Here is a 19,978-nt window from a genome sequence, read left to right on the forward strand (position 1 = left end):
GCGAGGACGGCAACGGCGCGGTCGAGGCCAAGGTCAAAGCCGAAGTCGCAGACCTCTGCGCACGATTCCCCCTGTATCCGAACCTGTAAGACGAAGGACACCAAATCATGAGCTTTCATAACATCGACCAAGCCCCTGCCCGCTTGAACCGTAGTGAATTGGCCGTCCCCGGCAGTCAGCCGGGAATGTTTGAAAAGGCCGCAAAATCAGATGTGGACGTCATTTTCCTCGATCTGGAAGACGCCGTCGCGCCTGACGAAAAGGAGCAGGCCCGCAAGAACATCATCGAAGCGCTGAACGACATCGACTGGGGCAACAAGACCATGTCGGTGCGGATCAACGGGCTGGACACCCACTATATGTACCGCGACGTGGTGGATGTGGTAGAGCAGGCCGGTGAACGGCTGGACCTGATCATGATCCCTAAGGTTGGAACTGCCGCTGACGTTTATGCGGTCGACATGCTGGTGACCCAGATCGAGGACGCCAAAGGCTACAAGAAGCGGATCGGGTTCGAGCACATCATCGAAACGGCACTGGGCATGCAGAATGTCAGCGAGATTGCTGCCGCGTCAAAGCGCAACGAAAGCCTGCATTTCGGGGTTGCGGATTATGCCGCCTCAACCCGCGCACGGACCACGATCATCGGTGGCGTAAACCCGGATTACTCTGTTCTGACTGACGCGGACCCGGAAGGGGGCCGCCTGACGCACTGGGGTGACATGTGGCATTACGCGCTGGCCCGAATGGTGGTCGCAGCACGTGCCAACGGTTTGCGCCCCATCGACGGACCTTTTGGCGATTTCAAAGATCCGGACGGGTATCGCGCGGCCGCCAAACGCGCTGCAGTTCTGGGTTGCGAGGGCAAATGGGCCATTCACCCCAGCCAAATTGCGTTGGCCAATGAAGTCATGTCTCCGTCTGATGCCGAAGTGAACAAAGCCCAGCGCATTCTAGTCGCGATGTCCGAAGCAGAAGCGTCGGGCAAAGGCGCTGTGTCATTGGATGGTCGGCTGATCGATTATGCCTCAATCCGTCAGGCAGAAGTACTGGTTGAAAAGGCTGGCCAGATCGCAGCGGCCTGAGCTGTTCTGGCGTGAAATGCGGATGTGCGATGCCGATTGGCTCTCGCACATCTGCAAGCCCAGACTCCGATTGCCTTTGCGCCCGCCTGCTTGCACCAAGTAGTTATCGCCAATCCGATCCTGTCCCCAAAGCTGGCCCATGATCGGAGGCCAACTCATCCACTTAACGTTTGACCTAGTGGACAAAACGCATCTTTGAGAACTCCTGCCGCCAATCTGCCACTTGGTTCGCAATGTCCTTTCCGGCCAACCCATCAGTTATCAAAGAAGCCAGCCGATCCGTGTCGCCTACTGTCATGCCCCAGCGAACCAACTCGGGGGTGCCCATGCGCAACCCGTTCATGTCGCCGTTTACCTCGGGCACTGGCAAGCCAATACCGCAGGCCAGAAATCCGCTTTTCCTCAACAGTTTTGACGCGGCCTGCCCGCCGCCAAAACGCTCAGCCAACACTGCAAACTGGTGTGACGCGGTGAATCCGCCCCTGCCAGAGAATACAGGTACCCCCTTTGCATCGAGAGCTGCGGCCAATGCCGCGGCCATGCTCACCATCTCGGTCGCGTATTCAGCGCCGTAGTCACGCCAATCCAGCATTGTCACAGCAAGAGCCGCCGACTTCGCGGCATCGAAATTCGCCGTCATCCCAGGAAAGGCAATGGCATCAAGCGATTTTGCGATCTCAGCGTCATTGGTGACAATTAGCCCGCCCGCAGGTCCGCCGAGACTTTTGTACGTGCTCATCGTCATAAAATGCGCGCCATCGGCAAGGGGATTACGCCAAGCCTTTCCTGCAATGATCCCACATTGATGGGCAGCATCGAACATTACCTTGGCCCCAATTTCATCTGCGATTGCCCGCACCTCTGCAACCGGGTGTTCAAACAGGTTCAGGCTACCGCCAACCGTGATCAACTTGGGCCGCTCTTTCAGTGCGATCTGACGCAGCCGGCCGAGATCGACTGTATATCCGTCGGCATCCGTCGGCGCATCGATGGTCCTGAGACCGAACAGCCCGGCGCACCCCCCTACATGGTGAGTCACGTGCCCGCCGATTGAAGACGGTGGGGCAATAATTGTATCACCCGGCTTACAGGTGGCCATAAAGCCATAGAGGTTCGCAATCGCTCCGGACGGCACCCGGATTTCCGCATATTTCGCATCAAAGACCTCGGCACAGAGTTCTGCGGCGATGACTTCGATTTCTTCGATAGCCTCCAGACCCATTTCGTACTTGTCGCCGGGATAGCCTAGTGACGGGCGCGAACCGATCCCGGACGCCAGCAGCGCCTCAGCCTTCGGGTTCATGACGTTTGTCGCAGGATTGAGATTGAAACACTCCTTTTCGTGGATCTCCCGGTTCCTTTCCGCAAGATGTTCAATCCGCTCCAGCACAGAATTCGACGATGCGCGCGAGGTCTGCTCCGCGATGTCCTGAATTAATGTTTCGCAAGCAGTCGGAACCCAATTCCTGGTTTCGATGGTCATGTCAGTGTCCTCCAATTCACGACAAGTGTGATCAGATCGAATGACTTCGCAACTCAGATTTGCTATTTCTTGGCGTAGAAAAACTAAGGCTAAGAAAATGACCGTTTCACCACCCCGCCCCAAAGGCCCTCCGCTGAACGCATTGCGTGCCTTTGAGACAGCCGCGCGACTGGGAAGTTTTGTCGCCGCCGCTGACGAATTGAGTGTGACGCCGGGTGCAATTTCGCAGCATATCAAGGCGCTGGAAGCTTGGGCAGGCGTCGCGTTGTTTCAGAGAAACGCGCAAGGCGTACAGTTGACGCCGGCAGGGCGAAGCCAGACAAAAGATTTCACCCATGCCTTTGATGCACTGGCAGCTGCAACGCATAATCTTCGAAATCTGCGTCCCAACGTTGATATTCAGATCGCTGCCCTACCGTCGATAGCACAACTCTGGCTACCGGTGCGGCTTGGAGAAATCCGAGAGGCATATCCGGACATCAGTTTTTCAGTAACCGCGTTGGAAACACCTCCCAGCTTGACAAGAGAGCTGTTCGATCTTTCCATATTCTTCGGTATACCGGATGAAGACGCAGATCAGATCGTGATCTCTCCGGACATCCTGTTTCCGGTCGCCTCTCCAAAAATCGCCAAACATCTGGGGGACGGCCTTCCCTTCGAGTCCGTTCCTTTGCTGCACGATCGGACATGGCTGGGCGATTGGTCGAATTGGTCCAAAAAATGCGGTGTCCCGCTGGATGATCCCCAAAATGGTCCTCATTACTCGCTTTACAGTCTGGCCGTTGAAGAAGCCAAAGCCGGAGCTGGTCTTTTGATAGGGCACGCGTATTTGATAGAACAGGCTCTGGCGGCTGGTCACCTTTGCAGGGTCTCCCAGAAATCGTGTTCAAGCGGTCGCTCGTTGATCTTGGAACTTCCGCACAAGTCGAGACGGCGACCGGAGATCGACGAGATTGCCGGATTACTACAAAAGAGCGTGTGAGCGTTGCAAGTTAGAGCATCTGCGGACGCGACCAATTTCGATGGTATGGACTTAACCCGCCGCTCACGTTTAGGATTATCTGCCCTTGGTCCCTTCAATTTCGCCCTGAACAATCCGATCCCGCACCATCGACAGGCACATCAGCAGCGTCTGGTCTGCTCCGGTCATGATCGACCGCATCGCCAACGACTGGACCACTTTGGATAACAGGAACCGCTTGGTAGCCCCATAGGCCGTGGCGGCTTCTCGTATGTCACCAGGCACTCCGGCGATTCCTAGTGCGCTCACCGTGGCAACCAGTCGATGAAGATCGCGCGAGCGTATGTTTCGATCATAGGGGTCGCCCATTTGGCCGACCTCCTGTCAGGTGATGAAACGTTACTCGCCGTCATTTTTCGTTCCATGTCTTCGGCCTATCCACTCGCTCCGGCACTTAAAATGGCGGTATCTTGCGTGCAAACGCCTATGTCGCTTCCTGCGGTGCCTTGAACAGATCCTTGCGTAGCGTCATCAAGGCGCCGGGATCAATCTTGGCTTGAATAATCGTGGTTTGGTTCGATGCGATGGCTTCTTGCAAGGCCGGTGCCATTCCGCCTGGTCCTTCGACCCAAATGCCCTTGCCACCACAAAGCTCGGCGAATTTGTCATAGCGCGGTGACTGGATTTCTGCACCCAAAAGACGCCCGCCATAGAATTCCTGCTGATAGGCTTTCTCGGCACCCCAGGCCTCGTTGTCCAGAACAACAATAGTTACGGGCAAATTGTGCGAGATAGCTGTCTGAATTTCGATCATTGTGTAGCCGATGGCTCCATCACCCATAACCGCGACAACAGGGCGATCTGGGGCAGCAGCCTTGGCACCAATAGCCGCGGCAAGACCGAAGCCTACCAGACCGAAGTCAAGCGGCGTGATCAACGACATCGGCGTGTAATGGGCAAGGCGGTCGGCCGCCTGTAGGCAGGTATTGCCCGTATCCAGTGTGACGATTGCATCCTCGGGCAGCGCATCACGCAACTCGGCCAGAGCGCGGCGCGGATGCATGGGAAGACTGGAGATGGCCGCCTCTTCCGCGCGCTCTGCCCAAAGGCTTTCCATATCCGCATGGAAGCTGTCACGCCAGGCGTCGCAACATGGTTTTGGGGTCGCAAACGTCAGCGCCTCGGCCGTCAATCGGGCATCACCCTGTGCCGCAATCTCTGCCGGGAAATACCGCCCCACGGCAGAACCTTCGACATCCACATGCGCAATGCGCGTATCTGATCCGACGTAGTCATTGCTGTGGAAGGTCGAATTGAATCCAAGCCGCGCGCCCAGCACGACCATCACGTCGGCCTCTTTCGTCAGGCGGCTGGCCACACGATTGCCGCGCGGACCAGCTTGACCGGCAAACCAGGGGTGTCTGTGGCGCATCACATCCGCATGGCCGGTCGAGGAAACCACTGGCACTTCCAGCTTTTCCGCAAGGGCTGTCAAAGCATCGCGCCCAGCGCCCCATTTAAACCCGCCACCGGCGAATATCACCGGGCGTTCGGCCGCGGTCAGCATCTCGGAAATTGCTGCGATATCCACTGGTGCAGCTGGCCCCGGACGGGCAATTTTCAGCGGTTTCGGGGTTATGGCGGGAATGTCGGCGGCAAAAAGATCACGCGGCACATGAAGCACGACCGGGCCGCGACGACCAGTATTGGCCAACCGGATGGCGTCTTCGAGCATGGGCGCCAACCGCGACGAATCGGTGACCATAACCGAGCGTTTGGAAATTGGTGCAAACAGGGCGACCTGATCGACCTCCTGAAAGGTGTCTTTGTGCTGATCAGCGCGAGTAATTGCCCCGGCAATCACCACCATCGGAGAATAAGCCAGATGCGCCTCGGCCACAGCGGTTACGATATTTACCACCCCGGGCCCGGCCTGCGCCCCAAGCACTACGCCGGGCTTACCGGTCATACGCGCCCAGGCATCCGCCATATGCCCCGCCGCGCGTTCATCCCGCGCGCCGACATAGTTGATCTGGCCGCCCTTATACATGGCATCATAGAGTTCCAGCATTGAGCCACCCAAAAGACCGAACACAGTGTCGATGCCGTTGGCTTTCAATACGCGATAGACGACTTCACCGCCTGTAATTGTTGTCATGTCTCAGTCCTCGGATCTTGGGCGCTGGTTGTCAGGGTCGTATTGCGGGGCGTTATGTACGGTCACGGGATAGACCTTGTTCAACAATTGCACGCTAAGACCTTCGCGCGGCGCGCCCTTTTTCACAAAAAGCCAACCCAGAGACTTGTCGACAGTGTAGCCGTAACCGCCCGACGTGGTCAGGCCCACGGGCTGACCGTTCAGCAAAACCGGTTCGCCGCCTCGAATATCGATGTCATTGGCGTGAAGTTCCGCATAGAACAGCTCCCATTCGGGGTCGCGCGCAAGCAACGCCTCCTTGCCTAGAAATTCACGGCCATCGGATACAACAAAACGCTCGAGCCCCACATCGAATGGGCCGATATCGGTGGTCAGCTCACCGCTGGCGCGAAATGCTTTTTCCATGCGCATACCGTTGAAGGCGTAAGAGCCGAGATCGGTTAGCCCATGCGCGGCACCTGCCTGAAACAGAGCGTCGTAGACCTCGGCAATGCGGTCCAACGGTGCGTGCAGTTCCCAGCCAAGTTCACCGACGAAAGATACGCGCAGCGCGTAGCAGCGCACGCCCGCCACGGCTATTTCCTGTCCCGAAAGCCACGGGAAAGACACGTTGGAGAGATCAGCATCTGTCAGCTGCGACAGGATGCGGCGCGAGGCCGGACCGGACAGGGCCAGCATCCCCCAATCGGCGCTGCAGTTGGTCATCTGCACGTCTTCACCGGGTTGAATATGGCTTCGGATCCAGTCGAAATCAGGATTGGCCCGAGCGATCGGAGAACCCGTAAAATACCGGTCCTCAGCGATACGCCAAATGGTGATCTCGGTCTCGAACCGACCCTTGTCCGTCAGCAGATGATTGAGGCTCATTCGGCCGTCCGTGCGCGGTATCCGATTGGCCGACAACCGATCCAGCAAGGCACCTGCATCCTTGCCGGTGATCTCGAATTGCGCAAACGCGCACAGGTCTATCACACCCGCTGCTTCACGCGTCGCTTGGGCCTCGCGCAAAGCGTTTAGGTGCCAGGGTTGGTGACCCCAGCCGATCTTTTCGGTTTCACCGATGTCGCCGAAGTAACGAGGACGTTCCCAGCCGGCGACCTCACCGAACACGGCGCCCTTATCCGCCAACCGGTCATATAGCGGGTGACGGTTGACCGGACGCAGCGCATTGAATTGTTTGCCCGGGCAAGGCGTGTCATGACGGCGCATGAATTCGTCTTTGGTGCGCTCGACAATGAAACGGTCGTTGGTGAAATCGCCATAACGGCGGGGGTCTATACTCCGCGTGTTGATTGAGGTTTCACCATGGACCATCCAATCGGCCAAGATCTTGCCCGCGCCGCCGCCCCAGGCCAGACCAATGGACGACCCGCAGGAAAGCCAGACATTCGAAGCGCCGGAGGGGCCAACCAGCATACCCCCGTCAGGTGTGTGCGTTATGGCGCCACGCACAACGCGTTTGATCCCCAGCTCGGCCAGGATCGGCATTTTGTCGAAAGCGATCATCAGAAAATCGCCGATCGAGTCATAGTCAGCCTCGAAAAGCTCATTCTCGGCCGCCCAAGGGGCGCCTTCGGGCATTTCCCAGACGGTCGGGCAGACATGGCCTTCATAAATCCCGATGAGTCCGGATTTCTGTTCCTGCCGTATATAGCCCCCAAAGGCGTTGTCGCGCATCACGGGCAGTTCGGGGCGGCCTTCGAATTCCGGCACAGTGTCCGTGACCAGATAATGGTGCAGGCAACTGACCGATGGGACTTTCAATCCGAACCATTCGCCGACCTGATTGGCGTAAGATCCAGCCGCAATCACCACATGTTCGGCCAGCACATCACCTTTCTCGGTACGCAGCAGCCACATACCGCCCTTGCGGCTCGCTCCAAAAACCTGATTTCGCCGTTCGATTTTCGCGCCCCGTGCACGTGAGGCCGCTGCCAGCGCCATGGTCACACCCGAGGGGTCAATATGCCCATCCGCAAAAGTACGCACGGCTGCCTTGACGTCATCCACCTTGTAGAAAGGGTTGACCTTGGCGATCTCTTCCGGGCCAACCAGTTCCATCGGCAAATCGAGCAACTTGCCGACGCCCATGATTGACCTCATCCAGTCAACCTCATCATCCGTGGTCGCGATACGCAGCCCGCCGACTTCGTGCCAACCGATGCTTTGGCCAGTTTCCTGTTCGGCACGTTTGTAGGTTTCGATGGAGGTCTTGTTGACCCAGCCCATAACCCTGCTACCGACCGCATGGGCGATCTGTCCGGCAGCATGCCAGGTTGTGCCGCTGGTCAACTCTGCCTTTTCGAACAGGATCGTGTCCGTCCAGCCGTTTTCAGCGAGTTGATACTGGGCAGCAACGCCCATGATGCCGCCGCCGATGATGGCGACCTGTGTGGTGCGGATCGTGTCCGACATCAGAACGCCTCCTTGGCAGGGTTGAGAGAAACTGTTGCATCAAAAAGGGTGCACGCGATGTCGACCTGGAAACCGGTCACGACATCTCGTCCGACCAGCAGCTCCAGTGGCGCGCCGATTAATGCCAGCGCCACCGAGCGCCCAAACCGGTAGCTCCACGCAGCCGAAGTTATCTGCCCTACAACCTTGCCATCGAAATAAACCGGCTCGTCATGAATTGGGATGGCCTCAACGTCATCAAACAGCAGTGACACGACGCGTCGGGTGGGTGTTCCGGCTCTTTTCAGGGCGTCTTCACCGACAAATCCGGTGCCGAATGCGCAGAAGGCACCCAGCCCGGCTTCCTGCGGCGTGATCCCCGGCGTCAATTCGTGACCGAACGCGCGGAATCCGCTCTCGATCCGAAGCGATCCGCTGGCGTAGAGGCCAGCATGGGTAGCACCCGCTGCGACAAGTGCCTCGTGCGCCGCCATTGCCATGTCGGACGGGATATAAAGTTCGTACCCCTCTTCGCCTGTAAAGCTCAGCCGACCCGCCCAGCCGCGGGCAAATCCAACCTCGATCGGGGCAAAACCAAAGCGCTTGAGATCGGGCAAGGGTGTATTCGATGTAGCTTGCAACACATCGCGCGCCTTGGCACCACAGAGCCCCAGAATGGCATAGCCGCTGGTCACATCCGTAAACTCAACCCGAAATTTGCCTTTGGTGTCGCGCATCCGCTTCAGGTCGCGCACAACCTCGCCAGCACCAACAACCATCAGATATGTGTCCGGCCCGTGCCGCTGCACAGTCAGATCGCTTTCCACACCGCCGCGTGCGTTGAGCATCTGCGTATAGGCAATGCGACCCGGTTCAATATCCATTTGCGCGGCACAAAGACGATTGAGGAAGGCGCAGGCATCCGGTCCCTGCACCATGATCTTGCCGAATGCCGACTGGTCCAAAATAGCCGCCCCACTGCGGCAGGCTTCAACTTCCTGCCGCACCTGGTCACGCCAGGCCGGCGTGCCAAAGGTGAGCGGAAGATGAGCAGCCTCGCCACCGAAATGCGCAGCACGCTCCCAACCGCCGCGCCCCTCGAACCGCGCACCAGCGGCGACCAGCCCGACATGGATCGGTGAGCGGCGCTGCCCCCTGGCGGTATCCATTGACCGGCCCGGATAGGGGTTGTCATAGTGCCGCCCCAACACTTCAGGAATTCGTGCCTCCAGCGCCCCCAGCACATTCATTTCCGGGCTAAAGCGGCGAATGTCGGCTTCGTTCAGCTCCATAGTCGGCTCTCCGGCAATGATCCATTCTGCCATCGCCTTTCCCGCACCTCCGGCCAAGGCGATTCCGGTAGAGTTCATCCCTCCCATCAGAAAAAGCCCCGGAACCTCCGGGCTTTCGCCCAGCATGAACTGGCTGTCGAGCGTGAAACTCTCGGGTCCGTTCAAGAGCATTCGCACCTCGGCTGTTTCCAGCGCGGGAATGCGGCGCAGCGCGTTCTCCATCATCGGCATGAAATGGTCCCAGTCTTCGTCCAACAAGTCGAAAGAGAAATCCGCAGGCAGATCTTTGGTGGAGATACCCTTGGCATGAGGCTCGAAAGAGCCGACCAACAGCCCCTCGACGTCATCGCGGGCATATAGATAGGCATCCTGATCGTTGAGTGTGGGCAGATGCGCGCCCTTGCCCAGTGCCTGCACCTCGGCAAGCGGCTTCGTGAGGATATAGAAGTGTTCACAAGCGTAGAGCGGCATGTGCGCGCCTGCCATTTCCGCAACTTCGCGCGACCACAGACCGCTGGCGATCACCACTTCTTCAGCCTCGATGACATGGGACTCAATTTCCACACCTGAGACCCGGCCACCTTTCTTCAGCAACCCGGTCACCCGAGTGTCTTCAAAAAAATTCACCCCGCGCGCCCGGGCACCTTTCGACAGCGCCAGCGCGACGTCCGACGGGTTGACCCGCCCATCCGCCGGCGACCAGACCGCGCCAATCACATCATCCACCTCGATCAGAGGCCAAAACTCCTTGGCGCGCGCGGCGTCGACCACTTCGGCTTCAAGTCCAAAGGCCCGACCAAGCGAAACCTGCCGTCTAATATTGGTAAGCCGATCAGGGTTAGTAGCCAGCGTCAGCGACCCTGTCTGCGTCCAACCTGTTGCTTGTCCCGTCTCAATTTCCAACTCACCGTACAGGTCGATTGAATAGTTGATCAGCTTGGTAAGCGTGGCCGATGGACGTAGGCGGCGCACCAGCCCGGCAGCGTGCCACGTGGTACCAGATGTCAGCTTCGACCGTTCCAACACAACAATATCTCTGCGCCCTTCACGTGCGAGGTGATAGGCGATTGAACAGCCGATTACACCACCGCCGATGATGACAGTGCGCGCCTGGGTCGGCAGGGTCATATCAACACTCCATCGTGGATCATATCGGATAGAGTTTCGCGGAAAGCTTCCAGCGCCTCATCAATCAAAGCGGGCGTATGGGCGGCAGACGTCAGACCCGAGGTGTAGGACATCACATCCACCCCGCGCGCTAACATCCCATCGCGATAGGCTTTGACAATCGGTTTGGGCATCCCGCGAATTTCGGCGGGGCTGAGCCCTTCCAACGTGTCGCGACCGAAGAAAACGTGGAAAACTGAACTATCGCCATAGGCGAAGCCCCGAACACCCTGATCTACCAGCACCGCATTCATACCCTCGCGCATCCGATTTGCCATCGCATCCGCCTGCGCTTGTGCCTCGCCACTTGCCAATAACGGCATTGCTGCGCAGGCGGCGGCTGCGATCAGAGGCGCGCCGTTGAATGTGCCTTTGTGGCTCACCGCCGGTGCAAACCCGTTGCGGGTCGTGGTGTTATTCATCAGTTCCATGATCTCTGCCCGGCCGCAAACCGCGCCCCCCGGCAAACCTCCGGTGGCGATCTTGGCCAGTGTGGTCAAATCCGGCACGATCCCATCCCGTGCCTGCCGTCCGCCCGGTGACCAGCGGAAGCCGGTGATAATCTCGTCAAAGATCAACACGACCCCAGCGTCCCGCGCCACATCGTGCAGAGCCCGCAGAGTGTTGGTGGCCAGCGGCACACAGCCGTAATTCGCACCCGAAGCCTCGATGATCACCGTTCCGATGCGATCATCCTGCAACGCGCGTTCCATTGCCTCGGGCTTGGCTGCGCAGATGTGGATCAGGTCATTTATCACCTCGGGAATTCCAAGCGATGAAGCTTGCGTGCTACCGGGCTTCGCCCCTTTCAACGCATGGTCGTGCCAGCCGTGGAAATGCCCATCGACGCGCAGAACATGATCTTTCCCGGAAACAGCTCGCCCCAGCCGGAGCGCCAGCATCGTGGCCTCTGTGCCGGACGACGTAAAACGGGTCCGTTCAGCAGAAGGATAGAGTCGGTTGATCCACTCAGCCCATTCGGTTTCGGCCACATGGCAATCTGCAGAAAAGATCGAACGCTCCGCCTGTTTCTGGATCGCTTCGACGATAGCCGGATGGCAATGGCCCAGCATCTGACTGGCCGAACCCATCTTGAAGTCGATATAGCGCTGTCCTTCGGCGTCCCATTTCTCGGCCCGGAATGCACGTTCAATGTAAATTGGATGCGGGTCGCGATAGCGTAATTCGTGGCTAACGCCCCCGGGCAGAGCTGCGCGAGCGCGACTGCTTTGGTCTTGGTTTTTCATTCCGGTCTTCCGGTTTGAGCCCGTTTTAGGCGAATATCGAATTTTTCCCTGATGGCCTTGTCCAGATCGTCGGGCACGTGGTCCGGGAAGTAGCTGCTCAGGATTTCCCGGGCTTTGTCCCGTGCTACCTCGCCAACGCGCTGCCCACCATCATCCTGCCACTCACGCGGCGCACGGCGATCGCCGACCTCCGGGTAAAAGTAATCCGACTTCATTCGACTGAAGGTGTGCTGTTCGCCCAGATAGTGTCCCTCGCCCCGGCACACTGCCGCAATGACGTCAGCGGCGATATTCTCTGGCGTCGCTTCGATGCCTCGGATCGTGCGCAGGATGTTTCCCAACAAATCGTTGTCGACAATATAGGCCGCATGACTGACGCCCAGAAGGCTCGACATCATGCCCGCCGCCTGCGTGACGATATTTGATCCCGCATGCGCTGCCATGGTCACGGCCAGCGATTTCTCGGCGCCGTATTGTGCGTCCAACCGCTTGGCGTCGGTAATGCCTGCAATCGAGCTGGTGGGCAGGTCCCAGTGTCGTCCCATCTGCGCCGCGCCCGCCATCAGAATGGCTTGTTCACCTCCACCCCCACTCATCGAACCAGTTCGCAAGTCAGCAACCAGAGGCTTTGGCGCAAAGATTGCCTTGACCTCCGGATCGACCAGCCGCGCAAAAACCAGCCCGGCCAGGGTCTCTGCCACGGCCTGCACCAACGAGCCGGCAATCGTAGCCGGGCTGGTTGCACCGGCCTGACCTGCGCTGATCAATTGCACAGGGAACCCGGCCCTGATGGCCAGTTCCAGAACGTCACAGGCTTCTTCGGCAAACCGCATCGGCGGCACCACGTGGCAAACCATGACGGTTAGAAAAGGTCGGGCACGAAACGCGGTTTCGCCGCCAGCGAGACTGTAGCAGAGTTGCGCAATTTCGGCGACGTTCTGTGGTTCTGTAATCGAGATCGAAACATGTTTGGATGTACCTGACAGGCAGGCGTAGGCCGTATTGAGATCCATCACCGCGTTGTCTTCGATATCCCGCGCAACGACTGACCGGCTGAAATGATGGATGTTGTCCATCCGGTCCACGATCCGCGCGGCATCATAGAGATCCTGCAATGTGGAATCGCGGTAGTTGTGTGTCTCCAGATCGAACACACCGGGCGCCGCACCTCCGGTTGACATGTGCACGCTGGACCCTTCAATCTTCAGGTCGCGCTCTGGCAGCTGACCACACAGGATAAACCCGCGCTGTGCCCCATCAATTGCCCATCGCACCATGTCTTCTGGAAAAAACAGCCGACCATCGTCAGTCAGCGCCCCGCCAGCCGCAACGACCTTCGCGATCATCGACGGGGTTGCCTGGCTCAGGCCCAGCGTTTCCAAAAGCGAAAATGCAGCGTCTTCAACCCGCTTTACTTCCTCAGATGAAAGAGGTTTCAGGCGTCCCCCAGCGACCCCAGGCCAAACGGGCGGGGTAGAATCTGAGGATGTCGTTTGTGCTAGGCGATCTTTGCGACCGCGCCGTCGGGCTTGTTTTGACATGAACTCATGAGTCGAATTTTCTACGCCTTCGACTTTGCGCTCAATGCAATCAGTTTACAAAAGCGGTTTTCTCAGCGAATGATGAGCTAAAGTTATCTATGAGGTTCGCTTGATACCTTCCCTGCCCGCCTTGCGCGCATTCAACGCCGCAGCCCGACTGGGAAGTTATCGTGCCGCGGCCGAACAGCTAATCGTCACCCCTACTGCGGTCAGTCACCATATCCGTGGACTGGAAGACCAGCTGGGTGTCAAACTGTTTGAACGCTCGGGGCGCGATGTTGTGCTGACTGAGGACGGCAAGCGATTGTCAGAGGCGACTGCGGAAGCTTTCGGAATACTGGAATCCGCGGTCCGCACCTTGCATCGCAGCTCTCGCAAAGTCGTACGCGTCTCTGCGGGGCCGATTTTTACGGCCCGTTGGCTCATGCCCCGGATCAGCGACTTCTGGGAGGCACATCGTGACATCGAACTTGAAGTACTGCCAGCATTCAGACCAAACACCCATGATCGAGAAAACGTAGACATCGTGATCCGCTGGGACCGTATGGCCGAGATGCCAGCCGATGCCATCAAGCTGCTTGAGCTCAGCCCTGTGGCGATCGCATCCAAAGATTTCGCCAACAGTCATGGTCCCATAAGGGCCCCCGAGGACCTGATGGATTTGCCATTGATGCATCAGAGAAATCACTGGGGGTGGCTGGATTGGTTCGCTGCGATGGATGTGCCGAACGTCAATCGCTTACGAGGTCCAATCTTCGAGGACGCAAATGTGCTTTTACGCGGCGCGGCCGAAGGACAGGGAGTAATTGTCGGCTGGCTACCGTTAATTGATCAGGATCTGGCGGAAAAAAGGGTGATTAGATTGTTCGAAGAAGATATCGCACCTACCCATGGATACTTCGTCGAGGTCCGGAACGGCAGCAAGCCGCGACCGGAAGTGCGAAAAGTGGTGGGTTGGCTGTCGGCCCAAAGTAGTCGGAACGAGACTAATACTCGCTGAGCAATCAGTCGGAACAGTGCACGAAAGCAAATACGAGCTTGGCCGGGGGCCAACCAACCAACGCCTTCATCGATATTGAGGTGAAGCCGATGATCTGGCGCCTACAATAGTGGTTGGTCATCTGAATTCGGAGCGCCAAACCTTTCCAGCACATTCCGGGTGACGCGTTCAACTTGCCAGTCGCGCCGGGTTAGACCCGCGACCCACTCACATGTGCCCGCATTGAAAACTTCACCCTTTCCACGTCGCCAATGCAGAATGACACCGTTGCCGCGACTGCTGCGGTCCACCGTCTCGGTCGTTACGTCGCCAAACAGGGCTTGCGCTTTGAAGGTCGCATCCGCGTCACCGATATAAACGGTTTCACCCCAAATACCATGCTCGGGCTCGATGCTCGTTGCCAACCCGAGAGCTAGAATCTCTACATTTGGATCGGCCCCATCAGAACCGGTGGCAAAGGGCAGACCGTCTTCCATCCGGTAATCCACGCCATCCACCTCGTAGCCAAAGATACGGGATTGTGCGCCCAACTGATCACCATAACCCAGTTGAACGCCCTTCAACGCCCAATGTTGGGGGCGATAGATGGTAAAGCCGCCACTGCCTTGCCCGACGCAACGACCCAGACTGGCATAAACACCCTTCAACCCATTGGCACCAAATGTTTCGGCGCCGGGCCAGTTCACCGGCGCGACCTCCCAGGCAGCCGTCACCAGATGCTCCTGATCCGTACCGACCAGCGGATCCTGATCGGCGGTGTATTTGTAGCAAACCTGTGTACGGCCCTCATCCTCGATCCGCGTTTGCCACAGGAAGTTTCCACCAAACCGAGCGACGCGCCCTCCATTTTCGGTGTATCTATCCACGGCATGGCGCATGTTTGCGGACCAGTATTCATCATGGCCCACAAAAACTGCGCATCTATATCGCTCTAACAGATGCGGATCAGCTTCCAGATCATGTTGGGTTGCGAAATCAAACTCGAACCCCTGCGCCTCAGCCCAGCGGGCAAAGTGGCGTTCATAGCTGGCCCATCCGGCTGAGGCGTATTTTTTCGAATAACCATAGGCATAGGCCCATTCCATATACGGGTAGCGCACCATGCTGCCGGGCACATGCGGCACGTCCGATACAGTGCGCGGGGCGCCTTCGGGCAATTTGCAAAACCCCCGTGTCCAGGGGCGCTGAGTTGATACAACGGGTGAAAAAGCATCGCCGTTGGGTCCGGCAATCCCTTCGTAGTGGTTGGATCCGCCCCAGCAATTATAGGCCAGCCAAGTCCCTGTAGCACAGACCAAAACAAAGGGCGCGGGTGGCTTGTCCGACGCGCGGCTCAGCAGGATCAGATGGTGCTCCTCGACCCGGTCACCATCTCTTTCAGCGCTGAGTGTGATCAGATAGCCGCCCTCAACCCAATCGTCGGGGATGGTAAATTCATAACCGACATCCCAATCGCAACCAGTCACCGAACAATCTAGAGACGTCTCCTGATGCACTCCCCTTAGTTCAGCTTTCCTGAGCAACGGTTCGTACTGCGCGCCATCGCGCCCTATCTCAAGATCCCAGTTTTCAGCCGTAGTCGAAACCCGCAGCTCCAACCGATCACCTGGCGAATAGGTCATACGGTCGGTATAGCCCCAGATTTCCAGGATATTCTCGTCCCGGGCCGGGCCTATGTAATAATTGTCCAGAATATGCCGTGCCTTCGCCCTTGTACGTGGCGTGGTGGCTGGCTTTTGGGTTTCCGAAAGATCCATGTGGTTAGGCCTGCTTCGATGTTCCGTTCGAGCATGTCTAGTTCAGATCAGCTACTGCCGAAACTTCCATGGCTATTGTGGAGGCGATTATGCTTTTGGAAAAGTCAAAAGAGCAAATCATCATTGAACGGCAGCTGTTGGCGCCGCCGTCCCAACCGGGGCCAGACAAATCTGGTAGCACCTGACAGACGCAATGACATTGAAAATATCTCTGCGCTTGCGCCGATCCGATTAACTTCGCGGGCGCAACTTGTCAGGGTCGTAAACAGGACTTGCGACAACAGTGGCAATCGTGTCGATACCATTGCCCGAAACGGTCAATTTCGTACCAACCGAAAGACCCGGTCGAACATGTGCAAGCGCAATAGACTTGCTTAGACGATGCGAATAGCACGGGCTGTTGATTATCCCGACTTCAGCCCCCTCAACCTTCAACACCTCACCGCCTTCGACCATGTCGTTGTGATCAATTTCGAGACACACATTATTGACGTTGTCTTTTCCCTTTGCCGCCATCAGCGCTTCTTTTCCACGAAATTCACCTTTTGAGGCGCTGACGGTGAAACCCAGGCCCACCTCCCAAGGGGTGTTATCCTCTGTCATGTCATATCCGTAAAACAGAAGGCCTGCTTCGATCCGGACCTTATCAAGCGCAGTGAACGAACACGGCGTTACTCCGGATTCCGCCAGCTTGTCCCAGATATCAGTGATCACTGAGCCATCGGCAAAAATTTCGTAACCGCGTTCCCCCGAATAACCGGTTCGCGAAATACGGCAGGGATGACCGAAAAGCCGGGCTGGGCTGTGCTCGAAGTAACCCAGCGATGCCAGATCGATGTCGCACTGTGCGTCAAGAATCCCCAGTGAAGCGGGGCCTTGCACTGAAATGTCATGCAGTTCATCGGTAAACTCGATCGAGACGTCACGCCCCTGTGCCGATGCTTCGAGTAATGCCATTGTTTCGCCAGACCCATGCACGATCATCCACTCGTCATTGCCGTTATTCGACACGATCGCATCATCAGCAATTCCGCCAGCATCGTTCAGAACGCAAAGGTATGCCGCCTTGCCTGCCGCTAATTTGAACAGGTCTCGCGTTGTCAAATGATCCAGAACCGCCTGCGCGTCGGGGCCTCGTACGAAAACCTTCTTTAATGGTGACATGTCGAACATCCCGGCACGCTCGCGTACGGCATCGTGCTCATCGTTCGGATTCGAGCTGTAAGTCCAAGCAGTGCCCATTCCATTCCAGTCCTCCAACCCCGATCCAAGTGCCGTGTGGCGTGAGGCAAGGGCAGACTTGCGGCTCAGTTCTTCGGTCATGACTTGTCCTTTCCTAATACCATTCATCAGGCATCGCGACTTTTCGCTCTGCCACGTAGTCGTTCAGCGCAGAGCGGATGCAATCCTGCATCTGAGGCGGTTCGTATTCCGCCAGCATCTGCCGCCAACGTGCGGTCGCGCGCTGATCGGTCGTCATGCAGCCGTTTTCTGCCCATGTCTCGTAAGGACCGGCTTCGGGAATCTGCGATTCAAAATTGGCAGTGCTGTAGTGGCGCAGTGTATGGCTGGTAGAGAGGAAGTTTTCCCCTGGCCCGACCTCAAGATAGGCATCCTGTCCAAAGGCCTCATCGTCCGTTTCGAACCCCTGCAACATCTTGAGCATTGCGCCGCAGTGGTCGAGATCCATGATGAATTTCTCATAGGACATCACCAACCCGCCCTCGAGCCATCCCGCCGCATGCCAGATCTGGTGGCCGCCGGATAAAAGCGTGGCCCACAATGCATCTGCACTGTCTTGCATCGCCTGACCATCAGGCGCATTCGACGCGGTAACCTGACCCCCACCCGAGCGTACCGGAACTCCAAGCCTGCGACCCAGTTGGGAAACCGCCATGGTGGTCAGGTTGGCCTCGGGCGAGCCAAAGGTCAGAGCCCCGGTTCTAAGGTTCATAGTTGAATGGAAACTGCCAAAAACGACTGGACAACCCGGGCGCACAAGCTGGGTCAAGGCGATCCCAACCATGACTTCAGCTAGGGTCTGCGCCGCTACCGCTGCTGGGGACAATGGCCCCATCGCACCGGCAAAAATTGCAGGGGAAACACACACACATTGATTGGCGGCAGCGTAAATTCGCAAGGAACCAGACATCGTCTCGTCATAGATCAGCGGTGAATTCACATTTATGTTGGCTTGCATTACTGCGTGCTCGTCCAAAAACCCATTTCCAAAAACCAACCGTGCCAAATCCAGACTGTCCTGCGCGGCCACTGTCGAGGTGACACCACCCATGAAAGGCTTGTCCGAAAGGGTGAAGTGCGCCCGCACCATGTCGAGATGTCGCTTGTTCACAGGAATATCCGTCGGCTCCACCACCGTACCGCCGGAATGGTGCAGCGCCTGGGAAAGATGGGCGAGTTTTACGAAATTCTCGAAATCTTCCAGCGTGGCATACCGCCGGCCGTGCTCAAGATCGGTGACAAAAGGTGAACCATAACCCGGCATGAGCACCAGATTGTCACCACCCAATGTGACTGTGCGGTTCGGATTGCGCCCATGAATTTGAAACTCGGTTGGCGCGGTCGCGCATAACTGCCTTGCATGCCCGGGCTCGAACCGAACACGGTTTCCTTCGACATGCGCACCGACATCCGAGAACAATCCAAGCGCCACTTCATCACCGCGGAATTCGACGCCGATCTGCTCCAAAATCCAATCTGCTTGAGTTTCAATTCTGGTTAGCGCGCCCTCATCCAGAAGACTGTAAGCTGGAATCTTGCGACGACTGTAAACTGGGGCCACTAAGGTTGCATTATGTCGGGTCAACCGTCCCTGACGAACTCGGCCGCGTTGAGAAATGTGCGTTTGAGTGTTCATTCTCCCCAACGCATTAACTCCGAGAAATGTTTCTACCCCGCCTATATTTTTAGGTTTCAGGGAAACAACAATCGATTTTATTTGCTCACTGCGTTCAAAAATTTCATACGATTGAGGAATGACTGTTGAATTTCGCCATCACGATACTCTGCGTCTGTTCATCGAAATTGCCCAGCATCGCAGTTTTTCGGACGCCGCTGAATCTTTGAACATGACCAAAGGCGCAATCAGCTATCAGGTCAAAACGCTGGAAATGGACTTGGGGTTCCCACTGTTCCGGCGTAATGCCCGCGGCGTGGAGTTGACCGCCAATGGGCAAAGGTTGCTCGCCTCTTGCCAAGGCCACTATGCGGAAATTGAGGCCGAAATCCTGGCGCTAAAAGGGATATCTTACAGCACGCTGACCGTTGGTGTTTCAACTTACTTCGCTGCCCGATGGTTGTCTCCGCGGTTGATGTCATTCATGCAGGAGCACCCCGAAATTCAGTTGCGATTGCAACCGATGGTCCGACTGTTTGATCTGGAGGCACAAGGCGTGGATATCGCCATCAGGTGGGGAAACGGGCAATGGAACGACGCAGAGGTCGTCCCGTTCCTGCCTTGCCCGGCCTATCCAGTTGGCAATGCTGACGCGCTGGGAATGGTCAAGACACTGGGTATTGAACAGGCGATATCAGAACTCATTTTACTGCGGGATCACGATGACAGCAACGCGTGGACCGATTGGCTGAATGTCGCGAACCTGCCGCATCAGACACGCCGGGATACACTGATCATCCCGGATCCCAATGTCAGGGTGCAGGCGGTGATCGACGGCCAGGGAATTGCCCTGATGGATTCAATGATCGAGCGCGAAATAGCAGACCAGAAGCTGTTTTTTCTGTCGCCACACGCTCTCGTCGACTACGGATATTTCCTTGTCCGCCCGAAACAAAATGAAAGACAGAAAAACGTACAGGCTTTTCTGGATTGGCTTCAAAGCCAATAGCATAACTGAAACTTCAAGAACCGATCA

General features: G+C 57.2%; 14 protein-coding genes. 4 read left to right on the plus strand and 10 right to left on the minus strand.

The features are described 5' to 3' along the window. Positions 1-107 precede the first annotated feature (107 nt). Positions 108-1,085 (plus strand): HpcH/HpaI aldolase/citrate lyase family protein, encoded by a 978-nt coding sequence (locus AC2TDA_RS20195; protein ID WP_480880550.1) that lies wholly within the window; start codon positions 108-110, stop codon positions 1,083-1,085. Positions 1,086-1,260: 175 nt separating this feature from the next. On the opposite strand, the gene AC2TDA_RS20200 is transcribed toward AC2TDA_RS20195, so the two are convergent. Then, a complete protein-coding gene (locus tag AC2TDA_RS20200; RefSeq protein WP_480880551.1) occupies positions 1,261-2,568 on the minus strand; it encodes an aminotransferase class I/II-fold pyridoxal phosphate-dependent enzyme in 1,308 nt (435 codons plus the stop codon). A gap of 97 nt (positions 2,569-2,665) precedes the next feature. Here AC2TDA_RS20200 and AC2TDA_RS20205 point away from each other — a divergent pair, with 97 nt between their 5' ends. Continuing rightward, positions 2,666-3,550: a LysR family transcriptional regulator gene (locus AC2TDA_RS20205; RefSeq protein ID WP_480880552.1), complete on the plus strand. Its 885-nt coding sequence runs from the start codon at positions 2,666-2,668 to the stop codon at positions 3,548-3,550. 75 nt (positions 3,551-3,625) lie between these two features. Here AC2TDA_RS20205 and AC2TDA_RS20210 read toward each other — a convergent pair whose 3' ends face one another. The 6 genes from AC2TDA_RS20210 to AC2TDA_RS20235 all read right to left on the minus strand — a co-directional run bounded on the left by AC2TDA_RS20210 (position 3,626) and on the right by AC2TDA_RS20235 (position 13,328). Then, positions 3,626-3,898, minus strand: coding sequence for a hypothetical protein (locus AC2TDA_RS20210; protein ID WP_480880554.1), 273 nt, complete (start codon positions 3,896-3,898; stop codon positions 3,626-3,628). Positions 3,899-4,013: 115 nt separating this feature from the next. Next, positions 4,014-5,687 carry a thiamine pyrophosphate-binding protein gene (locus AC2TDA_RS20215; RefSeq protein WP_480880556.1) on the minus strand — a complete coding sequence of 558 codons (1,674 nt, stop codon included), beginning with the start codon at positions 5,685-5,687 and terminating at the stop codon, positions 4,014-4,016. 3 nt (positions 5,688-5,690) lie between these two features. Further along, complete coding sequence (locus AC2TDA_RS20220) at positions 5,691-8,102, minus strand: FAD-dependent oxidoreductase (protein ID WP_480880558.1); 2,412 nt, start codon at positions 8,100-8,102, stop codon at positions 5,691-5,693. After that, complete coding sequence (locus tag AC2TDA_RS20225; RefSeq protein ID WP_480880560.1) at positions 8,102-10,501, minus strand: GcvT family protein; 2,400 nt, start codon at positions 10,499-10,501, stop codon at positions 8,102-8,104. The genes AC2TDA_RS20220 and AC2TDA_RS20225 overlap by 1 nt, the downstream gene beginning before the upstream one ends. Next, positions 10,498-11,787, minus strand: a complete 1,290-nt coding sequence (locus AC2TDA_RS20230) for an aspartate aminotransferase family protein (RefSeq protein WP_480880562.1) — start codon at positions 11,785-11,787, stop codon at positions 10,498-10,500. The genes AC2TDA_RS20225 and AC2TDA_RS20230 overlap by 4 nt, the downstream gene beginning before the upstream one ends. After that, positions 11,784-13,328, minus strand: coding sequence for a trimethylamine methyltransferase family protein (locus AC2TDA_RS20235; RefSeq protein ID WP_480880564.1), 1,545 nt, complete (start codon positions 13,326-13,328; stop codon positions 11,784-11,786). Before AC2TDA_RS20235 ends, AC2TDA_RS20230 begins: the two co-directional genes overlap by 4 nt. A 109-nt stretch (positions 13,329-13,437) precedes the next feature. Between AC2TDA_RS20235 and AC2TDA_RS20240 the strand changes: the two genes are divergently transcribed. Beyond that, positions 13,438-14,328 carry a LysR family transcriptional regulator gene (locus AC2TDA_RS20240; protein ID WP_480880566.1) on the plus strand — a complete coding sequence of 297 codons (891 nt, stop codon included), beginning with the start codon at positions 13,438-13,440 and terminating at the stop codon, positions 14,326-14,328. A 101-nt stretch (positions 14,329-14,429) separates the two neighbouring features. Here the strand turns inward: AC2TDA_RS20240 and AC2TDA_RS20245 are convergent, their stop codons facing one another. The 3 genes from AC2TDA_RS20245 to AC2TDA_RS20255 form a co-directional block, all read right to left on the minus strand. Further along, positions 14,430-16,085, minus strand: coding sequence for a N,N-dimethylformamidase beta subunit family domain-containing protein (locus AC2TDA_RS20245; protein WP_480880568.1), 1,656 nt, complete (start codon positions 16,083-16,085; stop codon positions 14,430-14,432). 231 nt (positions 16,086-16,316) lie between these two features. Continuing rightward, positions 16,317-17,408 carry an aminomethyl transferase family protein gene (locus AC2TDA_RS20250; protein WP_480880570.1) on the minus strand — a complete coding sequence of 364 codons (1,092 nt, stop codon included), beginning with the start codon at positions 17,406-17,408 and terminating at the stop codon, positions 16,317-16,319. A gap of 13 nt (positions 17,409-17,421) precedes the next feature. Continuing rightward, positions 17,422-18,963, minus strand: coding sequence for a trimethylamine methyltransferase family protein (locus AC2TDA_RS20255; protein ID WP_480880572.1), 1,542 nt, complete (start codon positions 18,961-18,963; stop codon positions 17,422-17,424). A 118-nt stretch (positions 18,964-19,081) separates the two neighbouring features. On the opposite strand from AC2TDA_RS20255, the gene AC2TDA_RS20260 reads away from it, so the two are divergent. Further along, complete coding sequence (locus tag AC2TDA_RS20260) at positions 19,082-19,951, plus strand: LysR substrate-binding domain-containing protein (protein WP_480880574.1); 870 nt, start codon at positions 19,082-19,084, stop codon at positions 19,949-19,951. Positions 19,952-19,978 lie beyond the last annotated feature (27 nt).

This window comes from Ruegeria sp. HKCCD6426 (assembly GCF_057221115.1).

What these genes read in the sequence shown, in the direction of transcription:
- AC2TDA_RS20200 (WP_480880551.1), bottom strand. Translation starts at nt 2,568, where the DNA reads ATGACCATCGAAACCAGGAATTGGGTTCCGACTGCTTGCGAAACATTA.
- AC2TDA_RS20210 (WP_480880554.1), bottom strand. Translation starts at nt 3,898, where the DNA reads ATGGGCGACCCCTATGATCGAAACATACGCTCGCGCGATCTTCATCGA.
- AC2TDA_RS20215 (WP_480880556.1), bottom strand. Translation starts at nt 5,687, where the DNA reads ATGACAACAATTACAGGCGGTGAAGTCGTCTATCGCGTATTGAAAGCC.
- AC2TDA_RS20235 (WP_480880564.1), bottom strand. Translation starts at nt 13,328, where the DNA reads ATGTCAAAACAAGCCCGACGGCGCGGTCGCAAAGATCGCCTAGCACAA.
- AC2TDA_RS20230 (WP_480880562.1), bottom strand. Translation starts at nt 11,787, where the DNA reads ATGAAAAACCAAGACCAAAGCAGTCGCGCTCGCGCAGCTCTGCCCGGG.
- AC2TDA_RS20220 (WP_480880558.1), bottom strand. Translation starts at nt 8,102, where the DNA reads ATGTCGGACACGATCCGCACCACACAGGTCGCCATCATCGGCGGCGGC.
- AC2TDA_RS20245 (WP_480880568.1), bottom strand. Translation starts at nt 16,085, where the DNA reads ATGGATCTTTCGGAAACCCAAAAGCCAGCCACCACGCCACGTACAAGG.
- AC2TDA_RS20255 (WP_480880572.1), bottom strand. Translation starts at nt 18,963, where the DNA reads ATGAACACTCAAACGCACATTTCTCAACGCGGCCGAGTTCGTCAGGGA.
- AC2TDA_RS20225 (WP_480880560.1), bottom strand. Translation starts at nt 10,501, where the DNA reads ATGACCCTGCCGACCCAGGCGCGCACTGTCATCATCGGCGGTGGTGTA.
- AC2TDA_RS20195 (WP_480880550.1), top strand. Translation starts at nt 108, where the DNA reads ATGAGCTTTCATAACATCGACCAAGCCCCTGCCCGCTTGAACCGTAGT.
- AC2TDA_RS20250 (WP_480880570.1), bottom strand. Translation starts at nt 17,408, where the DNA reads ATGACCGAAGAACTGAGCCGCAAGTCTGCCCTTGCCTCACGCCACACG.
- AC2TDA_RS20205 (WP_480880552.1), top strand. Translation starts at nt 2,666, where the DNA reads ATGACCGTTTCACCACCCCGCCCCAAAGGCCCTCCGCTGAACGCATTG.
- AC2TDA_RS20260 (WP_480880574.1), top strand. Translation starts at nt 19,082, where the DNA reads ATGACTGTTGAATTTCGCCATCACGATACTCTGCGTCTGTTCATCGAA.